Source organism: Streptomyces sp. NPDC005794 (genome assembly GCF_042871445.1).
In the GTDB taxonomy this organism is placed as follows: Bacteria; Actinomycetota; Actinomycetes; order Streptomycetales; family Streptomycetaceae; genus Streptomyces.
Genome location: NZ_JBIAIN010000022.1, coordinates 46,200 through 68,718, shown reverse-complemented (window position 1 = coordinate 68,718; position 22,519 = coordinate 46,200). Strand labels below are relative to the sequence as shown.

15 protein-coding genes are annotated in these 22,519 nt (G+C 70.1%); 3 read left to right on the top strand and 12 right to left on the bottom strand.

What is annotated here, in order from left to right:
• The first annotated feature begins 173 nt into the window (after positions 1-173).
• Positions 174-704, top strand: coding sequence for a TerD family protein (locus ACFYQ5_RS29585; RefSeq protein WP_389201948.1), 531 nt, complete (start codon positions 174-176; stop codon positions 702-704).
• Between the two features lie 196 nt (positions 705-900).
• Here the strand turns inward: ACFYQ5_RS29585 and ACFYQ5_RS29580 are convergent, their stop codons facing one another.
• Entirely contained in the window at positions 901-3,810 is a 2,910-nt protein-coding gene (locus tag ACFYQ5_RS29580; RefSeq protein ID WP_389201946.1) for a vitamin B12-dependent ribonucleotide reductase, read from the bottom strand.
• Positions 3,811-3,964: 154 nt separating this feature from the next.
• Positions 3,965-4,480: a transcriptional regulator NrdR gene (gene nrdR, locus ACFYQ5_RS29575; protein WP_389201944.1), complete on the bottom strand. Its 516-nt coding sequence runs from the start codon at positions 4,478-4,480 to the stop codon at positions 3,965-3,967.
• A gap of 545 nt (positions 4,481-5,025) precedes the next feature.
• Here nrdR and lexA point away from each other — a divergent pair.
• A complete protein-coding gene (lexA, locus tag ACFYQ5_RS29570) occupies positions 5,026-5,823 on the top strand; it encodes a transcriptional repressor LexA (protein WP_351281602.1) in 798 nt (265 codons plus the stop codon).
• An 83-nt stretch (positions 5,824-5,906) separates the two neighbouring features.
• Here the strand turns inward: lexA and ACFYQ5_RS29565 are convergent, their stop codons facing one another.
• From ACFYQ5_RS29565 to ACFYQ5_RS29545, 5 genes are read right to left on the bottom strand one after another with little or no spacing between them, the layout of a single operon-like run.
• On the bottom strand, positions 5,907-7,874 hold the full coding sequence (locus ACFYQ5_RS29565; protein WP_389201942.1) for an ATP-dependent DNA helicase: 1,968 nt from the start codon (positions 7,872-7,874) through the stop codon (positions 5,907-5,909).
• Between the two features lie 50 nt (positions 7,875-7,924).
• Positions 7,925-9,787, bottom strand: a complete 1,863-nt coding sequence (locus tag ACFYQ5_RS29560) for an IucA/IucC family protein (protein WP_389201940.1) — start codon at positions 9,785-9,787, stop codon at positions 7,925-7,927.
• 60 nt (positions 9,788-9,847) lie between these two features.
• Entirely contained in the window at positions 9,848-10,567 is a 720-nt protein-coding gene (locus ACFYQ5_RS29555; protein WP_389201939.1) for a GNAT family N-acetyltransferase, read from the bottom strand.
• A 31-nt stretch (positions 10,568-10,598) separates the two neighbouring features.
• On the bottom strand, positions 10,599-12,521 hold the full coding sequence (locus tag ACFYQ5_RS29550) for an IucA/IucC family protein (RefSeq protein ID WP_389201938.1): 1,923 nt from the start codon (positions 12,519-12,521) through the stop codon (positions 10,599-10,601).
• Between the two features lie 28 nt (positions 12,522-12,549).
• Positions 12,550-13,941: a diaminobutyrate--2-oxoglutarate transaminase family protein gene (locus ACFYQ5_RS29545; RefSeq protein ID WP_389201936.1), complete on the bottom strand. Its 1,392-nt coding sequence runs from the start codon at positions 13,939-13,941 to the stop codon at positions 12,550-12,552.
• Between the two features lie 339 nt (positions 13,942-14,280).
• On the opposite strand from ACFYQ5_RS29545, the gene ACFYQ5_RS29540 reads away from it, so the two are divergent.
• Positions 14,281-15,492, top strand: a complete 1,212-nt coding sequence (locus tag ACFYQ5_RS29540; protein ID WP_389202018.1) for a trypsin-like serine peptidase — start codon at positions 14,281-14,283, stop codon at positions 15,490-15,492.
• A 96-nt stretch (positions 15,493-15,588) separates the two neighbouring features.
• Here the strand turns inward: ACFYQ5_RS29540 and hflX are convergent, their stop codons facing one another.
• The 5 genes from hflX to ACFYQ5_RS29515 all read right to left on the bottom strand — a co-directional run bounded on the left by hflX (position 15,589) and on the right by ACFYQ5_RS29515 (position 22,509).
• Positions 15,589-17,109, bottom strand: coding sequence for a GTPase HflX (hflX, locus tag ACFYQ5_RS29535; RefSeq protein ID WP_389201934.1), 1,521 nt, complete (start codon positions 17,107-17,109; stop codon positions 15,589-15,591).
• 133 nt (positions 17,110-17,242) lie between these two features.
• The gene (locus ACFYQ5_RS29530; protein WP_389201933.1) at positions 17,243-18,733 is read right to left on the bottom strand and encodes a M1 family metallopeptidase; all 1,491 of its coding nucleotides are present in this window, start codon (positions 18,731-18,733) and stop codon (positions 17,243-17,245) included.
• A 106-nt stretch (positions 18,734-18,839) separates the two neighbouring features.
• Positions 18,840-20,987 carry a RelA/SpoT family protein gene (locus tag ACFYQ5_RS29525; protein ID WP_389201931.1) on the bottom strand — a complete coding sequence of 716 codons (2,148 nt, stop codon included), beginning with the start codon at positions 20,985-20,987 and terminating at the stop codon, positions 18,840-18,842.
• A gap of 144 nt (positions 20,988-21,131) precedes the next feature.
• Complete coding sequence (gene dapF, locus ACFYQ5_RS29520; RefSeq protein ID WP_389201929.1) at positions 21,132-22,004, bottom strand: diaminopimelate epimerase; 873 nt, start codon at positions 22,002-22,004, stop codon at positions 21,132-21,134.
• 64 nt (positions 22,005-22,068) lie between these two features.
• Positions 22,069-22,509, bottom strand: a complete 441-nt coding sequence (locus ACFYQ5_RS29515) for a hypothetical protein (RefSeq protein WP_389202017.1) — start codon at positions 22,507-22,509, stop codon at positions 22,069-22,071.
• Between the last annotated feature and the right edge of the window lie 10 nt (positions 22,510-22,519).

Below are 22,519 nucleotides of genomic sequence, written 5' to 3'. Positions count from 1 at the left end.
CGGGTCACGCGCCGGACGCACCCGGGCCGTCCGGCACGAACAGCACACAACTCCGGCCACACGATGGCCCGAAAGCGACGTCCGTTTCCAACGCGGTTGGATCCACGGACAGTTACGGACATGATTCGAGGATGGAAGAGGTCCGTCGGTCCAGCAGCAAGGAGGCACGTCCGATGAGCACTCCCAACAAGGACATCGAGAAGGTCGAAGTGAGGGTCAAGTGGGACCCCAGCGTCACCGGTGAGCCCGCCAACGACCTCGACATCATCGCGGCCACGTACGGGGCGGACGCGCCCTACGGCAGTCCCACCTACCTCGTGCACTTCGACAGCAGGTCGCCGGACGGCACGATCACACTGAACCGGGACAGCCGGACGGGGCAGGGTTTCGGCTTCGACGAGGTCATGACGCTCGAGCTGGCCCGGCTGTCGGACGCGTACGCCCGGGTCGTGGTCGGCGTGGCCATCCAACAGCGCGACGGTTACAAGACCTTCGGCCAGATCGAGCACACGGTCGTGCAGATCCGCGAGGGGTACACGAATCTGGCGGAGGACGACTTCTCGGCGGTGGCGTCCGCCACCGCCGCGGTCGTCGCGGAATTCGTCCGGGACTCCTCGGGTTCCTGGGGCTTCCACGGGTCCGTCCGCGGATTCGACGGTGACCCGGGTTCGTTCGCCTCGGAGATGGGGAACCGCTCGGACTGACGGGACGGGCAGACTGATGCCCGGCGCGCGGAAGCCCTCGGTTTCGGCACCAACACCCTCGGCATCGGCCTCGTACTGCTCCACCGCACGCAGAAGGGGACCGGCCGGTGGCCGGTCCCCTTCTGTGAGCGGGCCGCTGGTCAGCTACCCGTGCGGACTACACCGGATGTCCGTCCGATGCGGTGCCGCCCGTTCCTCAGCTGCATCCGCTGGTCGAGCCGCAGCCCTCGCAGATGTAGCAGGACCCGGCGCGCTGCATCTTCGTACCGCACGAGAAGCAGAGCGGCGCGTCCGCGCTGATACCGAGCTGCATCTCGACCAGCTCGGCCGAGGTGTGCGCGGCCCTGGGGGCCGGCTTCTCCGCGACGCTCTCCTCGGGCGACGCGACGGCCTTCAGCGGCTCCACGAGCACGGGAGCGGACTGGGCCAGGCTCTCGGCGTCGAGCTCATCGTCCCCGAAGGCAGGCTCGTACGAACCGGTGTCGAGGTGACGCTGACGCTCCTCGGCCGAGTGGATACCGAGCGCGGAGCGCGTCTCGAACGGCAGGAAGTCGAGCGCCAGACGGCGGAAGATGTAGTCGACGATCGACTGCGCCATCCGCACGTCCGGGTCGTCCGTCATACCGGCCGGCTCGAAGCGCATGTTGGTGAACTTGGAGACGTACGTCTCCAGCGGCACGCCGTACTGCAGACCGACCGAGACCGCGATCGAGAAGGCGTCCATCATGCCCGCGAGGGTGGAACCCTGCTTGGACATCTTCAGGAATACCTCGCCGAGACCGTCGTCCGGGTAGGAGTTGGCGGTCATGTAGCCCTCGGCGCCGCCCACCGTGAAGGAGGTGGTGATGCCGGGACGGCCCTTGGGCAGACGCTTGCGGACCGGGCGGTACTCGACGACCTTCTCGACCGCGGCACGGATGGTGTCCTCGGTCTTGGCCGTGACCTCGTCCTTCTTCTCCTCCCACTTCTTGGTGGAGAGGGGCTGGCCGACCTTGCAGTTGTCGCGGTAGATCGCGAGCGCCTTGACGCCCATCTTCCACGCCTCGAAGTAGACCTCCTCGACGTCCTCGACGGTGGCCGTCTCCGGCAGGTTCACCGTCTTGGACAGCGCGCCGGAGATCCACGGCTGGATGGCCGCCATCATCCGGACGTGGCCCATGGCCGAGATGGAACGCTCGCCCATGGCGCAGTCGAAGACCTCGTAGTGCTCGGTCTTGAGGCCGGGGGCGTCGATCACATTGCCGTGGTCGGCGATGTGGGCGACGATCGCCTCGATCTGCTCCGGCTGGTAGCCGAGGCGGCGCAGGGCCTGCGGCACCGTGCCGTTGACGATCTGCATCGAGCCGCCGCCGACGAGCTTCTTGAACTTGACCAGGGCGAGGTCGGGCTCGAGGCCGGTGGTGTCGCAGGACATCGCGAGCCCGATGGTGCCGGTCGGGGCGATGACCGAGGCCTGGGCGTTGCGGAAGCCGTTCTTGGCTCCGAGGCGGATCACGTCCTGCCAGGCCTCCGTCGCGGCGGCCCAGACCGGCGAGTCCAGGTCGTCGACGTGGACGGCCACGGCGTTGGCGTCCGAGTGCTGCTTCATGACGCGCTGGTGCGGCTCGGCGTTGCGTGCGTAGCCGTCGTACGGTCCGACAACAGCGGCCAGCTCCGCGGAGCGCCGGTAGGACGTGCCGGTCATGAGCGAGGTGATGGCGCCGGCGAGCGCACGGCCGCCGTCGCTGTCGTAGGCGTGCCCGGTCGCCATCAGCAGGGCGCCCAGGTTGGCGTAGCCGATGCCCAGCTGGCGGTAGGCGCGGGTGTTCTCACCGATCTTCTGGGTCGGGAAGTCCGCGAAGCAGATCGAGATGTCCATCGCGGTGATGACCAGCTCGACGACCTTGGCGAAGCGCTCGGCCTGGAAGGACTGATGGCCCTCGCCGTCGTCCTTGAGGAACTTCATCAGGTTCAGCGAGGCGAGGTTGCACGAGGTGTTGTCCAGGTGCATGTACTCGCTGCAAGGGTTCGAGCCGTTGATGCGGCCGGACTCCGGGCAGGTGTGCCACTGGTTGATGGTGTCGTCGTACTGGATGCCCGGGTCGGCGCAGGCCCAGGCCGCCTCGGCCATCTTGCGGAAGAGGGACTTGGCCTCGACCTCTTCGATGACGTCACCGGTCATACGGGCGCGGAGGCCGAACTTCCCGCCGGACTCGACGGCCTTCATGAACTCGTCGTTCACGCGGACCGAGTTGTTGGCGTTCTGGTACTGGACGGACGTGATGTCGTCGCCGCCCAGGTCCATGTCGAAGCCCGCGTCACGCAGGGCGCGGATCTTCTCCTCCTCCTTCACCTTGGTCTCGATGAAGTTCTCGATGTCGGGGTGATCGACGTCGAGGATGACCATCTTGGCCGCGCGGCGGGTCGCGCCACCCGACTTGATCGTTCCTGCGGAGGCGTCGGCGCCGCGCATGAAGGAGACCGGGCCGGAGGCGTTGCCGCCGGAGGAGAGCAGTTCCTTGGAGGAACGGATGCGGGAGAGGTTCAGGCCGGCACCGGAGCCGCCCTTGAAGATCATGCCCTCTTCCTTGTACCAGTCGAGGATCGACTCCATGGAGTCGTCGACGGCCAGGATGAAGCAGGCCGAGACCTGCTGCGGCTGGGGCGTGCCGACGTTGAACCAGACCGGGGAGTTGAAGCTGAAGATCTGGTGCAGGAGGGCGTACGCCAGCTCGTGCTCGAAGATCTCGGCGTCGGCGGGAGAGGCGAAGTAGTTGTAGTCCTCGCCGGCCTTCCGGTACGTCTTCACGATCCGGTCGATCAGCTGCCGCAGACCGGTCTCGCGCTGCGGCGTGCCGACAGCACCCCGGAAGTACTTGCTGGTGACGATGTTGACCGCGTTCACCGACCAGAAGTCGGGGAACTCGACGCCACGCTGCTCGAAGTTGATCGAGCCGTCGCGCCAGTTGGTCATGACGACGTCACGGCGCTCCCACGCGACCTCGTCGTACGGATGCACGCCGGGAGTCGTGTGGATGCGCTCGATGCGCAGGCCCTGCTTGGTCGCAGTCGACTTGGCTCCCTTGGTGCGGGAACCTCGTGCCGGGCCGCTCGCCGTCTCTGTCATGCCGCCTCCCATATGTGGGCAAAAACGCCCTGAAGTGCCCAGTTCTTCCCAGGGCACAGTGTGTGTCTGATGCTCCGGGCGCCACGCACAGCGCCTCGGAACAGGTCTGGTGCCGCTGCCGCCGGCTCGGCCGCCCTGCCGGCCGGCTCAGTGATCAATCAGCGGCGACTGCGGCGGGGGCGGGGACCTCGAGGGTCTCGCCGCTCCCGCATTGTTCTGCTCGGGGCCGCTGTTCGCGGAGTTCCGCGATCGCGGTCTCGAAGTCCTCGAGCGAGTCGAACGCCCGGTACACCGATGCGAAACGCAGGTACGCGACGAGGTCGAGTTCCTGCAGGGGGCCGAGTATGGCCAGACCCACATCGTGTGTCGTCAGTTCGGCACTGCCCGTGGCCCGCACGGCCTCCTCGACCCGCTGGCCGAGCTTCGCCAGGGCGTCCTCGGTGACAGGCCGGCCCTGGCACGCCTTACGGACACCCGAGATGACCTTGGTGCGGCTGAAGGGTTCGGTCACGCCACTGCGCTTGACCACCATCAGCGAGCAGGTCTCCACCGTCGTGAAGCGACGGGAGCAGTCGGGGCACTGCCGGCGCCGTCGGATCGACGTCCCGTCGTCCGTCGTGCGACTGTCCACGACCCGGCTGTCGGGGTGCCTGCAGAAGGGGCAGTGCATGTCTCCGAACCCTCCTTCACAGCACGACTGAATAGCCCTCCGTGCCCCGTTCAGGGCCCCTGAGGACAGTCACCAGCATAGGCGATGAACTCGCCCCCGATGGACCGGGGACCACTACTTGTGGGTGGCGACAGCAATGCAACCACTACATCTAGGGTTTTGCCCCACCTCTGCCCCCCGCGCGTGTCGCGCTTCCCCGAGGGCCGGGGGGCAGCCTACGGCCCGGCATGAGGGTACGGGAAACGCGCGAGGGCCCCGGCCACGGCCTGTCATGGGGCAACCGCGCGACAGGCCGGGGCGGGGCCCTCGATGGCTCCCCCACAGCGCGCGCGGGACGCACCCCCGCGCGCGTGGGCGGACCGGCGGAACGCTAGCGTGACACTCGGAACCCGCCGGTCGATTCCAGCCCACCGCGCCAGCACATACACCCCCCGGCAAGTCCACGACCCCCCTTTATTTGTTTTTCACTCGAACGTGTGTTTGGCGCAACCTTTCGAAAGCTACTACCGTTGCCTAACCAGGGAGACCATTCGAGAGGGGCCGACGTGACCACCACCGCAGACAGCGCCACCATCACTGCCCAGGACCACCGCTCCCAGGGCCGACTTGAGCCGGTGCATGCCATGAATGACTCAGTCATGAACGCGGAGGGGCCTGAGCCCACGCGACCCGCACGCTCCTTGCCCGGCCGCCCTCCAGGAATCCGGGCGGACAGCTCGGGGCTCACGGACCGGCAGCGGCGCGTGATCGAGGTGATCCGGGATTCCGTGCAGCGGCGGGGCTATCCCCCGTCGATGCGCGAGATCGGCCAGGCGGTGGGACTGTCCAGCACCTCGTCCGTCGCCCACCAGCTGATGGCTCTGGAGCGCAAGGGCTTCCTGCGCCGCGACCCTCACCGGCCGCGCGCCTACGAGGTCCGGGGCTCGGACCAGCCGACCACGCAGGCGACCGACACCACCGGGAAGCCCGCGGCCTCGTACGTACCTCTGGTCGGCCGGATCGCCGCCGGCGGGCCGATCCTCGCCGAGGAGTCCGTCGAGGACGTCTTCCCGCTCCCCCGCCAGCTCGTCGGTGACGGCGAGCTCTTCGTGCTGAAGGTCGTCGGTGACTCGATGATCGAGGCAGCGATCATGGACGGGGACTGGGTCACGGTGCGGCGCCAGCCCGTCGCGGAGAACGGCGACATCGTGGCAGCCATGCTGGACGGCGAGGCCACGGTCAAGCGGTTCAAGCGCGAGGACGGTCATGTATGGCTGCTCCCGCACAACTCCGCCTACCAGCCGATCCCCGGTGACGAGGCGACGATCCTGGGCAAGGTCGTGGCGGTGCTGCGGCGGGTTTGATCTCCGCCGGTCAGGACTGGGCCCCGGGATCCCTGCGCCGATCCCGGGGCCCTGACGCGTTCCCCGCCGGTGGCCCGCTTCCCTCACTGCGCGGTCTTGGCCGCCTCGTCGATGGCCGCGAGCGAGCGCCGTGCCTGGTTGCGGTCCGTGGTGTACCAGAAGTCGGGCAGCGAGGCGCGGAGATAGCTCCCGTACCGGGCGTTGGCCAGCCGGGGGTCGAGCACCGCGACCACGCCCTTGTCGCCCGTGGCCCGGACGAGCCGGCCCGCACCCTGGGCCATCAGCAGCGCCGCATGGGTCGCCGCCACAGCCATGAACCCGTTACCACCGGCTTCCTCGACCGCCTTCTGGCGGGCGCTCATCAGCGGGTCGTCCGGCCGGGGGAACGGAATGCGGTCCATGACCACGAGCTGGCAGCTCGGGCCGGGGACATCGACGCCCTGCCAGAGGGACAGCGTCCCGAACAGGCAGGTCTCGGGATCCGCCGCGAAGTTCTTGATCAGCTCCCCGAGCGTCTCCTCGCCCTGCAGCAGGATCGGCTTGTCCTGTCGGCCGCGCAGCTCCTCGGCTGCCGCCTGGGCCGCCCGCATGGAGGAGAACAGACCCAGGGTGCGGCCGCCCGCCGCCTCCACCAACTCGGCGAGCTCATCGAGCATGTCCGTACGGGAACCCTCCCGGCCGGGCAGGGCCAGGTGCCGGGCGACGTACAGGATGCCCTGCTTCGGGTAGTCGAACGGCGAGCCGACGTCGAGGCCCTTCCACTGCGGGATGTCCTCCCCGGCCGTGCCCTCGGGAGCGAGCCCCAGCGATGCCCCCACCCCGTTGAAATCGCCGCCCAGCTTGAGCGTGGCCGAGGTCAGCACCACCGAACGGTCGGCGAAGAGCTTCTCGCGCAGCAGGCCGGACACCGACAGCGGCGCGACCCGGACCGATGCCCCGAAGCGGTCGTGGCGCTCGTACCAGACGACGTCGTACTCGGAGCCCTGCGTAATGCGCTCCGCGACACTGTGGATGGACTCGACGTACGCCATCGCCTGCTTGCGCACCGCGTCCTCGTCCTGGACGGATGTGTCGCGGGTCCCGCCGAGGGCGGAGATCACCGTGCGCGCGGCGTCACGCAGCGCCATCAATGCGTAGCCGAGGTCTTCCGGCACCTCTTCGAGGCGCCCCGGAAGCGCCAGCTCCATGACGCGCTCGAATCCCTCCGAGGCTGTCAGCAGGGCGTCTGCCACCTTCTCGTCGACCAGCTTCGCCGCACGGCGCACCGCCCGGTTCACCTGGCCGGGGGTGAGCTCCCCGGTGGCCACCCCGGTGACCCGGGAGACCAGCTCATGGGCCTCGTCGACGATGAGCACCTCGTGCTGGGGGAGCACCGGGGCGCCCTCGATCGCGTCGATCGCCAGCAGCGCGTGGTTGGTGACGACGACGTCGGCGAGCTTGGCCCGCTCACGGGCGGCCTCGGCGAAGCATTCGGCGCCGTACGCGCATTTGCTGGCGCCCAGGCACTCACGCGAGGAGACGGAGATCTGGGCCCAGGCGCGGTCCGAGACGCCCGGTGTCAGGTCGTCGCGGTCCCCGGTCTCCGTCTCGTCCGACCAGTCGCGCAGGCGCAGCAGGTCCTGGCCCAGCTTGCTCGACGGCGCCGCCGCTTCGAACTGGTCGAAGAGCCCCTCCTCCTCGTCCTGCGGCGCCCCCTCGTGGAGGCGATGCAGACAGAGGTAGTTCGACCTGCCCTTGAGCATCGCGAACTGCGGTCGGCGGCGCAGCAACGGGTGCAGCGCGTCGACCGTACGCGGAAGGTCCCGCTCCACCAGCTGGCGCTGAAGGGCCAGCGTCGCCGTGGCCACCACGACCCGCTCGCCATGGGCCAGCGCCGGCACCAGGTAGCCGAGGGACTTACCGGTGCCGGTGCCGGCCTGGACGAGCAGATGGGCGTTGTCGTCGACTGCCTCGGCGACGGCCTCGGCCATGGAGACCTGACCGGGCCTTTCCGTACCGCCGACAGCGGTGACGGCGGCGTGGAGGAGCTCGGGGAGAGATGGCTTCGTCATAGCGCGTCCACCCTACGGCGCCCCACTGACAACATCGATCGGTCCCGGACTCAGACCGAGGGGTGGAGCGGGTTCGGGACGGTGCCGTGGACGGCGGCGTGCGGGCGCTTCGGCCGGTCGCGGTAACCGTCCAGGTGCAGACGGTTGCGGTTGAGACACAGGCGCTCGATCGTCGGCGTCAGCATGTCGAAGATCTCGAACCGCTCCTTGAGGTCGGGGAAGCGTGCGTGATGCCTCAGGATCTCTGCACGGACGAGTGACCAGAATTCGCCCTCCGGTACATCCATCTGATCCTCGCAGAGGGGGGACAGGTAGCGGAAGACGCCCACGAAGAGCCCCGAGTGGATGAACTGGGTGAGGAAGGAGGGGTCCTCCGTGAGCAGGATCTCGCGGACGGCCGCTGGCATGGTGTCGTGCTCGGGCAGACGCCGGGCGCTGACGTTCACGTCGTCGACGAAGTCCTTGATCGCGAGACGCACCGGCACGTCGTTCTCGTCGAAGACCACGATGGCGTTCTCGCCGTGCGGGGAGAACACCGTGCCGTAGCGGTACAGGAAGTGCAGCAGCGGCGGCAGCAGGGCGGCGAAGAGCCGGGTCAGCCAGACGGCCGGGGCCAGCCCCGAACGGGCGACGAGCTCGGCGGTGAAGCAACGGCCGTCGGAGTCCGTCAGCAGCAGCGAGGCCAGCGTACGGGCGCGTTCACCGGGTGCGAGCCTCGGCTGGAGAGGCTCTCTCCAGATCGCTCCGAGGATCTCCTTGAACTGGTACGGCGACTCGGGGAGGTGGTCGTAGAGCGGGTGTTCCACAGCCACCGACGCGACCTCGCCGAGCAGGATGACGCCGCAGGTGTCACGGAGGAACGGATCGCCGTCGCACAGTCCCTGGACCCACGCGGTGACGGCCGGCGCGGCGAGCGTGCGCTCGGTCGGGAGTCCCCGCCAGACGAGGGTGTTGAGGATCGACAGCGGCAGCTTGACCGTGTGCCGGTCGGGCCGCCCCACGTTGGTGAAGGTACGGATGGACTGCTGCGGCAGCCGGAGGTCGTCGTCGGTGTGCAGGGGCACGATGTCACCGTCCGCGATCGCGGGGGCGAAAAGCGGGACGATCCATTCGTCCCACTGCCACGGATGCACCGGGAGGAACAGATAGCCGGCGGGGTCCAGACCCCGTCCGCGCAGGATCCCGTTGAAGGATTCCCGGACGCGCGGGTCCAGTTCCTGTTCGTAGAGGTCTTCGGAGGCGGCGACGCGGCCCACTCCCCGGTAGCCGGCTATACGGGTACTGACGGCGATCCAGGGCAGTGCGGTGGCCGACCGGGCTTCGGGGGTGAAGCGGGCGGCATCTGCGGCGGAGAACCCGAGACGGCCTTTGTTCGCCACGAGCCACGGATGGCCGGTCTGGTGGCCTTCGAGCTCGGCGTAGGGGAGTTCGGCGAGCTGCGCCGCACGGAGCGCGGTGTGTTCGAGGTGGGCGTCCGCGGTGAGTGTGGCGGTCAGTTCACGGATGAGGTGGGCGAGCGTGGCACCGTCGAGGCCGAGGAGACGGCGGCCGCGGGCGAGGAACCGAAGCGGGTCACGGAAGGGGGTGCCGTCGTCGGCACTCCTGTCCCCGCTCCCGTCGGCGGTCATCTCGCGGATCGTCGCGGGGTCGACGCGCCAGCTGCCGTAGACGCCTCGCCGGGCGTGAAAGCTCAGTGTCGCGCCGTCATCGAGCGACACGGTGTAGTGGCCGGTCTCCCCGGCGGCGTCGTCCGCCCGGGGTACGGGCTCGATGACTTCCTCGTAGGCGAACTCACCGAGCATCTTGGCGAGGAGTCTCGCCGCCGCCCGGTTCCAGACGGTCCGGTTGAGTTCCGGAGTGTCGAGCGGCGTATAGGACTCCGCCGGATGATGGCTCGCAGGATATGTCGGCACGGGGACTCCTCCGGGTGGGACCGATGGGGTTCGAGCGGGCTGGGCGGTGCGGCGAGTTGTTCACAGGTGTTCGCGGTGGGCTCGGTCGCGGACCATCAGGGCCGCTCGCTTGTCGGGAAGGTCCACTTCCGCGCAGAAACGGAAACCGGCGCGCAGGAAGGCGGACACGGACGGGGTGTTGCGCAGGTCCGGCTCCGCGACCACACGTCCGCAGAGCGGACGGTGGTCGAGTACGAGGTCGGCGACAGCTCTGAGCAGTACGGTGCCGACGCCCCGCCCGCGGTTGCCCACACCGCCGATGAGGAGGTGGATCCCCATGTCGTGGGGACGTGCCGGGTAGTGGCGCGCCAGGGGGTCCAGATCCGCACGGTAGATCTCCCAGTAGCTCATGGGCGTACCGCCGAGGACCCCGAGGCACGGGACGCTGCGGCCGTCCCCTGCGAGCTGCTGACGGAGATGAGCGGCGGTGACCGCCTCCGGTCCGGCGAGCTCCCAGAAGGCGGCGACCGCGGGGTCGTTCATCCAGCGGCTGATCACCGTCAGATCACGTCCGGGCTCCACCGCGACGAGTTGGAACACTCCGGCGGTGGTGGTGACCGGGCTCCACGTGCCGGGGTCGCCCACGAGAGCGGAGGCGTCGGCCCCCGCGGCGGCAGCCGCGGGGGCGCTACCGAGCAGGGCGAGGAGCTCTTCGGTGAGCCGTAGCTCCAGGGTGTCCTCGGTGCCGGTGACGTCGCGCGGGACGGCACCGGTCTCGGTGTGGGCATCGGCTCGGTGCACCGTGACCCTCCCCTCTCGTGGTTTCAGGCGGTCATGTCCTCGAGCTGCGGAGCGGGTTGGCGATGGTGACGTACACGGACTGTGTGTCGACCGGGCCGACGAGTTCGTCCAGGCCGTGCATCCGGGTGAGCAGATTGGCCTTGCAGCGGAGCTGTCCGGTCTCCAGAAGGTAGGCGGGCAGGGAGGATCCCATTCCGGCGGCGCCTTCGAGGAAGCGGCGCAGCGCGGCGAGGAGCAGCTGTTCGTCGGCGAGCCGCTGCGAGCCGAAGGCCCCGATCAGCCCGAACACGTTGTTGATGCCGAGGTAGTAGGCGAGGCGCTCGTCGGTGACGTCGTCGGAGACGAAGGTGTCGCTGACGGCGCCGATGCCCGGCAGCCGGCGCTCGAGTGCGGACCGGTGGGACTCCCGGAAGTAGTAGCCCTGGTTGTCGCGGTACCTGCCGCCGACGGGCCAGCCGTCCGCGTCGAGGAGTACGAGCGTGTTCTGCTGGTGGGCCTCCAGGGCGACGCCCGCGTGGGCGTCGAGCCAGAGGACGGGGAGGACGACGCGGTCGAGATAGCGCAGGAACCACTCGGCGCACACCGCCCCGGTCGTCCTGCCCGTACGGGCGGCCAGCGAGGAGACCGTGTCGGCGAGCCTCGAGTGCGTGCCCGGACGGCCGGGCCACGGACGGGGAGCGGTGAGTCCGGCGATGCACACCGCGTCGTCGGCCGGGCCGAACGGATTGTGCCGGAGGATCACGTCGAGGCCGGGGACAGGGCTGCCGTCCGGGTTGTCGACGGCCAGCCAGGCGGGGTCCCGGACGATGTCGAAGCCCGGGTGTGCCTCCTGCCACCGGTCCGCCAGACCGGTGCGCAGCAGTCGGTGGACCTCGGCTCCGCGGTGGAGTTCCTTACGGAGGTTCTCCCGGCGGGAGTTGGTGATGCGTACGCCCAGGGACAGCTTCAGCATGAGGTCGGAGCCGGAGCGGTGCACGGTGCGGACGGAGGAGGTGGGGTGCCAGTGTTCCCCGTGCGGACCGAGGTCGTGCAGGAGGCCCTTCTCGCACATCGAGACGACCTCGGGGCGGCGCAGGACCTCCGCGGCCTGCCAGGGGTGAAGCGGGAGGGCCGTGGTCCCTTCGGGGAGGCTCAGCCCTTCGGCGTGGGGCGCGAGGAGTGCCTCCGCCGGTACGAGCCTGCCGGCCTTCGTCCACGACGACTCCGTGGCCAGCACGGCGCGGTCCACGGCCAGCCAGTGGAGCGGGAAGGAGCCGCGCAACTCGGGTGAGTAGCGCAGCGTTTCGGACTCGGAGAGACCTTCGCGGCTCTTCGGCGTGGGGTGCAGCGGGTGGCCGAGGACGAGGGACTGCTCGGCGGTGAGGAAGAGATCGGCCTCGGACGACGCGGTGGGTGTGCGGCGCCGGTTCGCGATGAAGGTCGCCGTGTGCCGTACGGAGTCGGCCACCCTGGCCACCAGATCGACTCCGGCGTTCCGCTCGCTCTCACGGCTCAGCAGCGCGGCCACGGTGACGGCGTCGGCGCCCGGGGCGCCGGTGGGCGCGTTCTCCAGAGCAGGAGTCCCGAAGCGGTGCCAGCCCGTCGCGGACCAATGGATGACGGGGACGGTCAACGCGGTGCCGCTCGCGGGGAGCGGAATGCGCAGCGTGCTGCCCTGGGGTCGGGGCAGGTCGTTCTCCCTGGTCCAGCAGCGCAGCAGATTCTCGGTACCGGCCGAGTCGGCCGCCCGGAGCGGGTCCGGATGATCCAGCAGATCCTGCTCCGTATGGCCGGGGCGGTCCGCCGGGAGGGCACCCGAGCGGGTGTCCGCCCCGGCACGCGGGGTTCCGTGGGGACCGGCCTTCTGGCGCGGCACGGTCGTCGACTCGACGGCGAGGGGGCCTTCGGGCAGGTCTTGTCCTCGCGGCTGGCTGGTGAGGGGGCCGTCGGCCTCGGGCGCAGGGGTGGGGTTCACGGCGGTCTTCCTTGTGAGGGGTCCGGGATCAGCGGGTCGGCCCGGCAGCGGCCCGGCGGTACGGAGAGCGCTCGGCCGCTCTCAGCGCGTCGGCGAGGCGGTCGACGACCGCCGTCGCCTGTTCGTCGGTGAGAGTGAGGGGAGGGAGCAGTCGGACCACGGCGCTGTGGCGGCCGCCGAGTTCGACGATGAGGCCGCGGCGCAGGCATTCCTGCTGCACCGCGGCGGCGAGGGCGGGATCGGGCGGCGGGGCGGAGCCGTTCTCGACGGTGACGGTGTGGGGCCCGGCCTCGGGGTCGACCAGCTCGATGCCGATCATCAAGCCCCGGCCCCGGACGTCGCCGATGCTCGGGTGCTCCGCGCTCAGCGCCTGGAGCCTGGCGAGCATGCGCGCGCCCAGCGTTCCCGCGCGTTCGGCGAGCCCGTTCTCCCGTACGTACGCGAGAGTCGCGGCACCGGCCGCCATGGCGAGCTGGTTGCCCCGGAAGGTGCCCGCGTGGGCACCCGGCTGCCAGAGGTCGAGTTCGGAGCGGTAGACGATCACCGCGAGCGGCAACGAACCACCGATGGCTTTCGAGAGCACCATCACGTCGGGCACGATACCGCTGTGTTCGACCCCCCAGAAAGTACCGGTCCTGCCGACTCCGGTCTGTACCTCGTCCGCGATCAGGGCGATGGAACGCTCCTGGGTGATCTCCCGCATCCGGCGCATCCAGCCGTCCGGTGCGGGATTCACCCCGCCCTCGCCCTGGACCGGCTCCAGAATCATGGCGGCCGGAGCGGGCACCCCGCCCTTGGGGTCGTCGAGGAGGTACTCGGTCCAGCGCGCGGCGATGTCCGCGCCCCGCTCCCCGCCGACGCCGTAGGGGCAGCGGTAGTTGTGCGGGAAGGGCAGTCGCGTCACCCGTACGTCCGTGGCGCCGCCCGAAGCCGCCAGGGCACCGGCGGTCATTCCGTGGTACGCGCCGGTGAAGGCGAGGAGTTCGCTGCGTCCGCTCGCCGTCCGGGCCAGCTTGAACGCCGCCTCGACGGCGTCCGTACCCGCCGGACCGCAGAACTGGATCCTGGCGTTGTCGGCCAGTTCCCGGGGCAGGGTGGCGAACAGCTCCGTCGTGAAGGCGTCCTTGACGGGGGTGGCGAGATCGAGCACGTGCAGCGGTGCGCCGGAGTCGAGGACCTTCCTGATGGCCTCGAGCACCACGGGGTGGTTGTGGCCGAGTGCCAGCGTGCCCGCCCCTGACAGACAGTCGAGATAACGTCGGCCGTCCGCACCCTCGATGGTCATGCCCCGCGCGCGGACCGGCACGATCGGCAGGGACCGCGCGTAGGTACGGGCCGCCGACTCACGTAGCGCCTGCCGCCGCAGAATCCCGTCGTGCGCAGGGGAAAGTGCCACCGGAGCTGGTTCGGTCACGGCCACGGCTGTTCGGTCCTCCTGCAGTAACAGTTGCGTTGCGCCTCGATACGGTCCCTCAAGGGGGCGGACTGCGCCGATGAACGCAATTCGGGTGTCCCCCGTACGTACCAACGACGCCGAACGCGGGAGATCACGGGTAAATCGGAAGATCCTTGCGCACGCGGAACCGTGGCCCTGCCGCGCGCCGTCCCTCTCGGCACCGGCATAGTAGGGGCCGCACTCGGGACGGGGCCGCCGCTCCGGGGTGTGCCGTGGTCCGCGGGTCCGTGCCGCGCACCCCAAGTCCGCAGTGCAGTACCGAAGTCAGTGACGAAGTCCCAGGGGGATCACCAGATGCGACCCATGCGCCCGATCGAGACCGCACACCGCGGGGGGAGTGTCCGTCGCGCCCCCCGGGTGTTCGCCGCAGCCGCCCTCACCGCTGTCCTGACGCTCACCGCCGCCGCCTGCGGGCCGGAGGAGGACGGCGCGGTCAGCGAGCCGAGCAGTTCCGCCGGCCAGTCCTCCGACGGAAAGGTCGTGATCCCGGACGACCTCAAGGACCGGCTCAAGGAGCACGGGATCGACCTCGACGAGTGGAGGGGCGGCGAGTGGAAGAACTGGGACAAGGACAAGTGGCTGCGTGAGGCCAAGGACTACGTCAACCCCATCATCGAGGACCTCTGGGACCCCGACCGGATGCGGGAGGCCGACAAGCCCCCGGAGAACCCGGTCGACAACGACATCTCCGGCGACGAGGGCGTGACGGACCCGACCCCCGCACCGGTCGAGGCGGCGAACCTGCAGACGCCGTACCACGGCAGCGCGCCGGAATCCGGCAAGCTCCTGTTCGACGGCCCTGACGGTTCGATGGTCTGCTCGGCGACCGTGGTGCAGGACCCGGCCCACCCGGGCAAGTCCAACATGGTCTGGACGGCCGGGCATTGTGTGCACGCGGGCAAGAGCGGCGGCTGGTACCGCAACATCGCCTTCGTCCCCTCGTACAACGACAGCGGCATGTCGACTGCCCAGCTGGAGAACGCGTCGAAGGAGCAGATCGCTCCGTACGGCGTGTGGTGGGGTCAGTGGGCACAGACCTCGGAGCAGTGGATCAGCCAGGGCGCCGCGACCGGCGGCCAGGGCGCTCCGTACGACTTCGCGGTGCTGCAGGTCGCTCCGGAGAAGGGCTCGACGGGCAAGTCCCTCGAGGAGACCGTCGGTTCGGCGCTTCCGGTCGAATTCGACGCCCCGGCCGTCCCCGAGATCGACAGCATGACGGCGACCGGCTATCCGGCGGCCCCGCCGTTCGACGGCCAGAAGGCGCTCCGGTGCACCGACAAGCCGGGCCGCCTCGCCGTCTTCGAGCAGCAGCCGACGATGTACCGCGTCGGGTGCACGATGACCGGTGGTTCCTCCGGTGGCGGCTGGGTCGCCACGGGCCAGGACGGTAAGCCGGCCCTGGTCTCCAACACCTCCATCGGCCCGGTGACGGCGGGCTGGCTGGCCGGCCCTCGCCTGGGCCAGGAGGCCAAGGGCATTTACGAAGCCGTCAGCAAGAAGTACGCGGGCCAGTAGGACCGCGGGTTCCGGTACGGCGATCGCCGTACCGGAACGCAAGGAGGCCGGGCTCCCCTTTCGAGGGGAGCCCGGCCTCCTGTGTGTTCCACCGCGTCAGTGAGTCACCGGGACGAAGACCGCGAGGTCCGCTCCGAGCTCCTCGTGGACCCGCGCCTTGAGCAGTGTGCCCTCCGGTGTGTGCTCCTCGGAGATCACCTCGCCCTCGGCATGCACCCGGGAGACGAGTCCGCCCTGGGTGTAGGGCACGAGCGCCTCGATCTCCACCGAGGGCCGCGGCAGCTCGGAGTCGATGAGCGCGAGCAGCTCGTCGATACCGGCGCCGGTCCGCGCCGACACCGCGATCGCGTGCTTCTCGGTGCGCAGCAGGCGCTGCAGCACGAGCGGGTCCGCCGCGTCCGCCTTGTTGATCACGACGACCTCGGGGACGTCGACCGCGCCGACTTCCCGGATCACCTGACGCACTGCGGCGAGCTGCTCCTCCGGCACCGGGTGGGAGCCGTCCACCACATGCAGGATCAGGTCGGATTCACCGACCTCCTCCATGGTGGAGCGGAACGCCTCGACCAGGTGATGGGGAAGGTGCCGCACGAACCCCACGGTGTCGGCCAGGGTGTAGACCCGCCCGCTCGGCGTCTCGGCCCGGCGCACGGTCGGATCGAGGGTCGCGAACAGTGCGTTCTCCACGAGGACGCCCGCGCCGGTGAGCCGGTTGAGCAGCGAGGACTTCCCGGCGTTGGTGTATCCGGCGATCGCCACCGAGGGCACCTTGTTGCGCCTGCGTTCCTGGCGCTTGATCTCACGGCCGGTCTTCATCTCCGCGATCTCCCGGCGCATCTTCGCCATCTTCTCGCGGATCCGTCGCCGGTCCGTCTCGATCTTGGTCTCACCGGGGCCACGGGTCGCCATGCCGCCACCGCCGCTGGAACCGCCGCCGCCCATCTGCCGGGACAGCGACTGACCCCAGCCGCGCAGGCGCGGGAGCATGTACTGCATCTGTGCCAGCGACACCTGCGCCTTACCCTCACGGGACTTGGCGTGCTGGGCGAAGATGTCCAGGATCAGGGCGGTCCTGTCGACCACCTTGACCTTGACGACGTCTTCCAGGTGAATCAGCTGGCCGGGGCTGAGCTCACCGTCGCAGACGACGGTGTCGGCCCCGGATTCGAGAACGATGTCGCGCAGCTCCAGCGCCTTGCCCGAGCCGATGTAGGTGGCCGGATCAGGCTTGTCGCGCCGCTGGAACACGGCGTCGAGCACCTGGGCGCCCGCCGTCTCGGCGAGGGCCGCGAGCTCCGCGAGGGAGATCTCCGCGTCGTGGACGGTCCCTGATGTCCAGACACCGACGAGCACCACGCGCTCCAGGCGCAGCTGCCGGTACTCGACCTCGGTGACGTCCTCGAGCTCGGTGGAGAGACCCGCCACACGGCGCAGCGCCGCACGCTCGGAGCGGTCGAGCTGCTCGCCGTCCCGCTCTCCGTCGATCTCGTGGCTCCAGGCGACGTCCTCTTCCATCAGGGCGTCGGCCCGAAGGCTCTCGTTGAGGCTCTCGGAGTTGGCTTCCGTGGCGCTCTGCGCGTCCTGCGCGTCCTGGGGAAGGGAGGAAGAGGAGGTCATTGGATCCTTACGTCGATAGAAGTCCGTTACGTCAGTCACAACGCGTGACCCCGCCGGAAGATTCCCGCGAAGGGGATCCACCGGCCGGCCGCTGTGCCGACGCGTCGATAGTGGCATGTGCCCGCCCGGCTCGTCACTCGGGTTTCGGTGCCCGCGCGGGGCCCTTCGGGGCTACGGCGTTCCGGGGAGCCTCACTGCGCCAGTCCGGGTGCCCCGGCATCGGCGGGGTCTTCTTCCCGTACAGCCACCCGTCGAAGAACTCCGTCAGGTCCCGTCCCGCGATCCTCGACGCCAGGTCCGTGAACTGCCGGGTGGTCGCCGATCCGTCCCGGTGGGCGCGTACCCAGGTCCGCTCCAGGCGGTCGAACGCGGCCTCGCCGATCTCCTCACGCAGCGCGTACAGGATGAGCGCGCTGCCGTCGTACACGACCGGCCTGAACAAGCTGATCTTGTGGTCGGGGGTGGGGACGTCCGGGCGGGCGGGCGGACCGCCCGCGGCACGCCACGTGTCGGAGCGGGCGTATGCCTCACGCATCCGGCGTTCCATCGGCTTCCGGTCGTGTTCCTCGGCGTAACGGGCCTCGTACCAGGTGGCGTGTCCCTCGTTGAGCCACAGGTCGGACCAGGACCGCGGGGAGACGCTGTTGCCGAACCACTGGTGGGCGAGCTCGTGCACCATGACCGAGTCGACGTACCACTCGGGATACCCGGTGCCGGTGAACAGGGAGCGCTCGAAGAGCGAGAGTGTCTGGGTCTCCAGCTCGAAGCCCGTCTCGGTGTCCGCGACCAGCAGTCCGTACGTCTCGAAGGGGTACGGCCCGACCTGCTTCTCCATCCAGGCCACCTGGGCCGGGGTCTTCTTCAGCCAGGGCTCCAGCTGCTCGCGGTCGGCAGCGGGCACCACGTCACGCACCGGCAGTCCGCGCGGTCCGGTGCGGCGCAGGACGGCGGAGCGGCCGATGGAGACCTGGGCCAGTTCCGTCGCCATCGGGTGCTCGGTGCGGTAGGTCCAGGTGGTCGCGCCCGCGTGGTCCCGCTTGCCGGCGGGGAGACCGCCGGCCACGACGGTGAGGTCCTTCGGCGCGGTGACCCGGAAGGTGAAGTACGCCTTGTCGGCAGGGTGGTCGTTGCCGGGGAAGACCCGGTGGGCGGCGTCGGCCTGGTTGGCCATCGCGAGACCGTCGGCGGTCGGGACCCAGCCCCCGTTGGCCAGGTCCCCCGAGGGATCGCTCGTGTGCCGGACGGTGACCCGCACGGGCACGCCGGCCGGGAGCCGGGTAGGAGCGTCGACGATCAGGTCCTCGCGCGCGGTGGCGAACTCCGCGTTCTGCCCGTTGACCTCGACGGACCGGACGGCGCCCCGGGCGAAGTCGAGGTTGATCCGTACCAGGGGCGCGGTGGTCCGCGCGTCGATCGTGGTGACCGCGTCGAGAGGATCGGTGTTGCTGCCCTTGTAGGTGAGTGAGATGTCGTACGAGAGGACGTCGTAGCCCGGGTTGCCGAGGTACGGGAACAGTCGGTCGCCGATGCCCAGCGGTTCGGGTGCGGGCAGGGTGGCGGCGACGAGGGTGACCGACGCGGTGGCCAGCAGTGCGGCCCGCAGTCGGCGGGAGGTGAGCGGCATGGACTACGGCTACCAGCGCGCACCGCCCGCGCGGGGGTGGCGCGCGCCGCACCACCCGAACGGGGTCGCCGAGGGCTGCAAGGAGCGGCGCGGGAGGGGCCGGTGGTCAGCCCGCGGCGGCGGGCTGCTGGGCGCGGCTCACGTCGTACACACCGGGTACGTCGCGCATCGCCCGCATGAGGCTCGGCAGCCCTGCGGCGTCCGGCAGCTGCAGCGTGTAGGTGTGCCGGACGCGCTGCTCGCTGGGCGGCTCGACGGTCGCCGAGACGATGGCCGCGTCCGCGGTCGCGATGGCCTCGGTGAGATCGGCGAGGAGCCTGGGGCGTCCGAAGGACTCGGCGACGAGGGTGACCCGGTAGTCGGTGGTGCCGCTCCAGTCGCCCGGGTCGTTCCAGCGAGCCTCGACGGCCGCCCGGCCGATCTCCCGCATGCGGGCCACCGCCGGGCACTCCTCGCGGTGCACGGTGACGGCCCCGCCGCGCACAGTGAATCCGATGATGCCGTCGGGCGGGACGGGGGTGCAGCAGCCGGCGAGACGGACGGGCGCGCCCGGAACGCCGACGGCCACGCTCGGCGTCCGGCCACCGGCCCTGCCCCGGCTGTTCGAGGTGTCGTCGGCGGGCTGGGCCTGCGGCCTCGGTGTGTCGGGCCCGCTTCTGTGCGGCCCTTGCGCGCCGTCCGGATGGGCATCGAGCCACGTCGTGATCGCGATCCGGGCGCCAGGGGTACGCACGTGGTCGAGCCACTCCGGGGAGGGACCGGACGAGGCGTCGTGGGCGAGCAGCAGCTGCACGGTGTCGCCGTCGTTCAGTACGGTGCTGAGCGTGGCCAGCCGGCCGTTGACGCGGGCCCCGATGCAGCCGTGTGCCTCGTCGCCGTACTGGGCGTAGGCGGCGTCGACGCAGCTGGCGCCCGCGGGAAGCCCCAGCGTCCCGCCGTCGGTGCGGAAGACCGTGATCTCCCGGTCCTGTGCGAGGTCGGCACGCAGCGTGGCCCAGAACGTGTCGGAGTCGGTCGCCGATTCCTGCCAGTCCAGGAGCCGGGAGAGCCAGCCGGGCCTGGTCGGGTCGGCGCGCTCGCCGTCCGCGGGTTCGGCCTGGTGGGCGACGGTGCTGCCGTCCTGGGTGTACGGGTTGCCGAGCGCGACGACGCCGGCCTCGGCGACCTTGTGCATCCGGTGCGTACGGATGAGGACTTCGGCGACCGCGCCCTCGGGGCCGACGACCGCCGTGTGCAGCGACTGGTAGAGGTTGAACTTGGGGGCCGCGATGAAGTCCTTGAACTCGGAGATCACCGGGGTGAAGCAGGTGTGCAGTTCTCCCAGGACCGCGTAACAGTCGGCGTCCTCCCCGACCAGCACCAGCAGCCGTCCGAAGTCGGTGCCCCGCATCTCGCCGCGTTTGCTCCTCACCCGGTGCACCGAGACGACATGACGCGGTCTGATGCGCACCGCGGCGCTGATGCCTGCTTCCCGCAGGGTCGAGGTGACGCTGTCCGCGATCTCGGTGAGCGGGTCCTGCGCGCCGCCCCAGGCGGTGAGCAGGGCCTGGGCTCGCTCGTACTCCTCCGGGTGCAGGATCGCGAAGACGAGGTCCTCGAGCTCCGTCTTGAGCGCCTGCACACCCAGGCGTTCGGCGAGCGGGATGAGTACGTCCCGGGTGACCTTGGCGATCCTGGCCTGCTTCTCGGGACGCATGACGCCGAGAGTCCGCATGTTGTGCAGTCGGTCGGCCAGCTTGATCGACATGACGCGCACGTCGTTGCCGGTGGCGACGAGCATCTTGCGGAAGGTCTCGGGCTCGGCGGCGGCTCCGTAGTCGACCTTCTCGAGTTTGGTGACGCCGTCGACCAGGTAACAGACCTCGTCGCCGAACTCCTCCCGCACCTGATCGAGGGTCACCTCGGTGTCCTCGACCGTGTCGTGGAGGAGCGACGCCGTCAACGTCGTGGTCTCCGCGCCGAGTTCGGCGAGGATCAGGGTCACGGCCAGCGGATGGGTGATGTACGGCTCGCCGCTCTTGCGCATCTGGCCGCGGTGGGAGGACTCGGCGAGTACGTAGGCCTCGCGCAGAATGGCGAGGTCGGCGTCCGGGTAGTGCGCCCGATGGGCCTCCGCGACATGCCCGATGGCGTCGGGCAGCCGGTCACGGGAGACCGGCCCGAGCAGGGCGACACGGCCCAGCCTGCGCAGATCGATCCGTGAACGACCGCGCTTGCGAAGGGGAGCACCTGAATCGGTGGCCTCTGCGCTCATGGGGCACGCACCTCCGGCAACGTCGACCGGCGGTGGGGAGGTGCGGATGCACCTCCAGGCCGGTGCTTGATGCTATCGACCCCACCACGTGGCGCAGTCCAGCTCTTGCCCAGCGTGAAACGGATCACCCATTCGAGCGAGGTTCTAACCGATCATCGTTTCGAGCCAGGTGGGGTCGATCACGCCTTCCGCGACGATCTCCGCGGGTCCCGTCATGTCGATCCCCCCGTCCGGGTACTCGGTGATCACCAGTGTGCCGCCGGGCAGGTCAACGGTGTACGTGGCCGGGGAGCCGGTCCGTGCCGGGTCCGCTCCGTCCCTGCGCGCGGCGGCGACGGCCACCGCGCAGGCACCCGTGCCGCAGGACCGGGTCTCGCCGGAACCGCGCTCGTGGACACGCATCGCGACGTGCCGGGGCCCGCGGTCCGCGACGAATTCGATGTTGACGCCGTCCGGGTAGACGGACTGCGGGCTGAACGACGGCACGGAGTGGAGCTCTCCGGCGTGGGCCAGGTCCTCGACGAACGCGACGGCGTGCGGATTGCCCATGTTGACGTTGCGGGCCTCCCAGCTGCGGCCGTCCACGGTGACCGTGACGCCGTCCTCGGGCAGCACGGCCCGGCCCATGGAGACCGTGATGTCGCCGTCCTTGGCGATGTGCACCCGCTTGACCCCGCCCCGGGTCGCGACGGCCAGATCGCCCTCCTCGACGAGTCCGGCGCGCTGCAGGTGGCGGGCGAACACACGCACCCCGTTGCCGCACATCTCGGCGATCGAACCGTCCGCGTTGCGGTAGTCCATGAACCACTCGGCCTGCGCGGCTATGCCTCGCGCCTCGGGGTGCGCCGCGGACCGCACGACGTGCAGCAGTCCGTCGCCGCCGATTCCCGCCCGGCGGTCGCAGAGCCGGGCTACGACGGAAACCGGCAGGTCGAGGGTGTTGTCCGGGTCGGGAACGATCACGAAGTCGTTCTCCGTGCCGTGGCCCTTGAGGAAGGTGATCTGCGCAGTGCTCACGGTCCAACTGTACGAGGCCGCACCGACAGCCCGCGAAACCACGTCGCCCCGCTCCGGCTCCGGCTCAGGAACGGAGGCGGGCCACACGCCAGACGGCCAGGGCCACCAGTGCGGCGCACACGGCGACGTACAGCGCGATCACGCGCCAGTCGGGACGCGCGTTCGATCCCCTGGCGGGCAGACCGGGCCAGGTGTGACCCACACGGCGCGCGGCCATCATGCCCGCCCCCGCGGCGCAGCCGCTGATCAGCAGCCCGAGCATCGCCACGACGGCACCGCCGCCGCCGAACTCGAAGGCGAGCGGGAAGGCGAACATCAGGGAGCCGACCGCCGCCAGCCCGACGATCGGGGCGAGCTGCCAGATCCGCAGCCGACGGGCGGGGCGGAGCTCGACCTCGACCTCGGGGGTCACATCGGTCTCGTCCGGCCCGTCAGGACTCAGACGCCCTGCCTGGTGCTGGGTATCCGGTGTGTCTCGGTCTGTGTCTCGAGGGCCGGCCTCCATCGCCACGCGC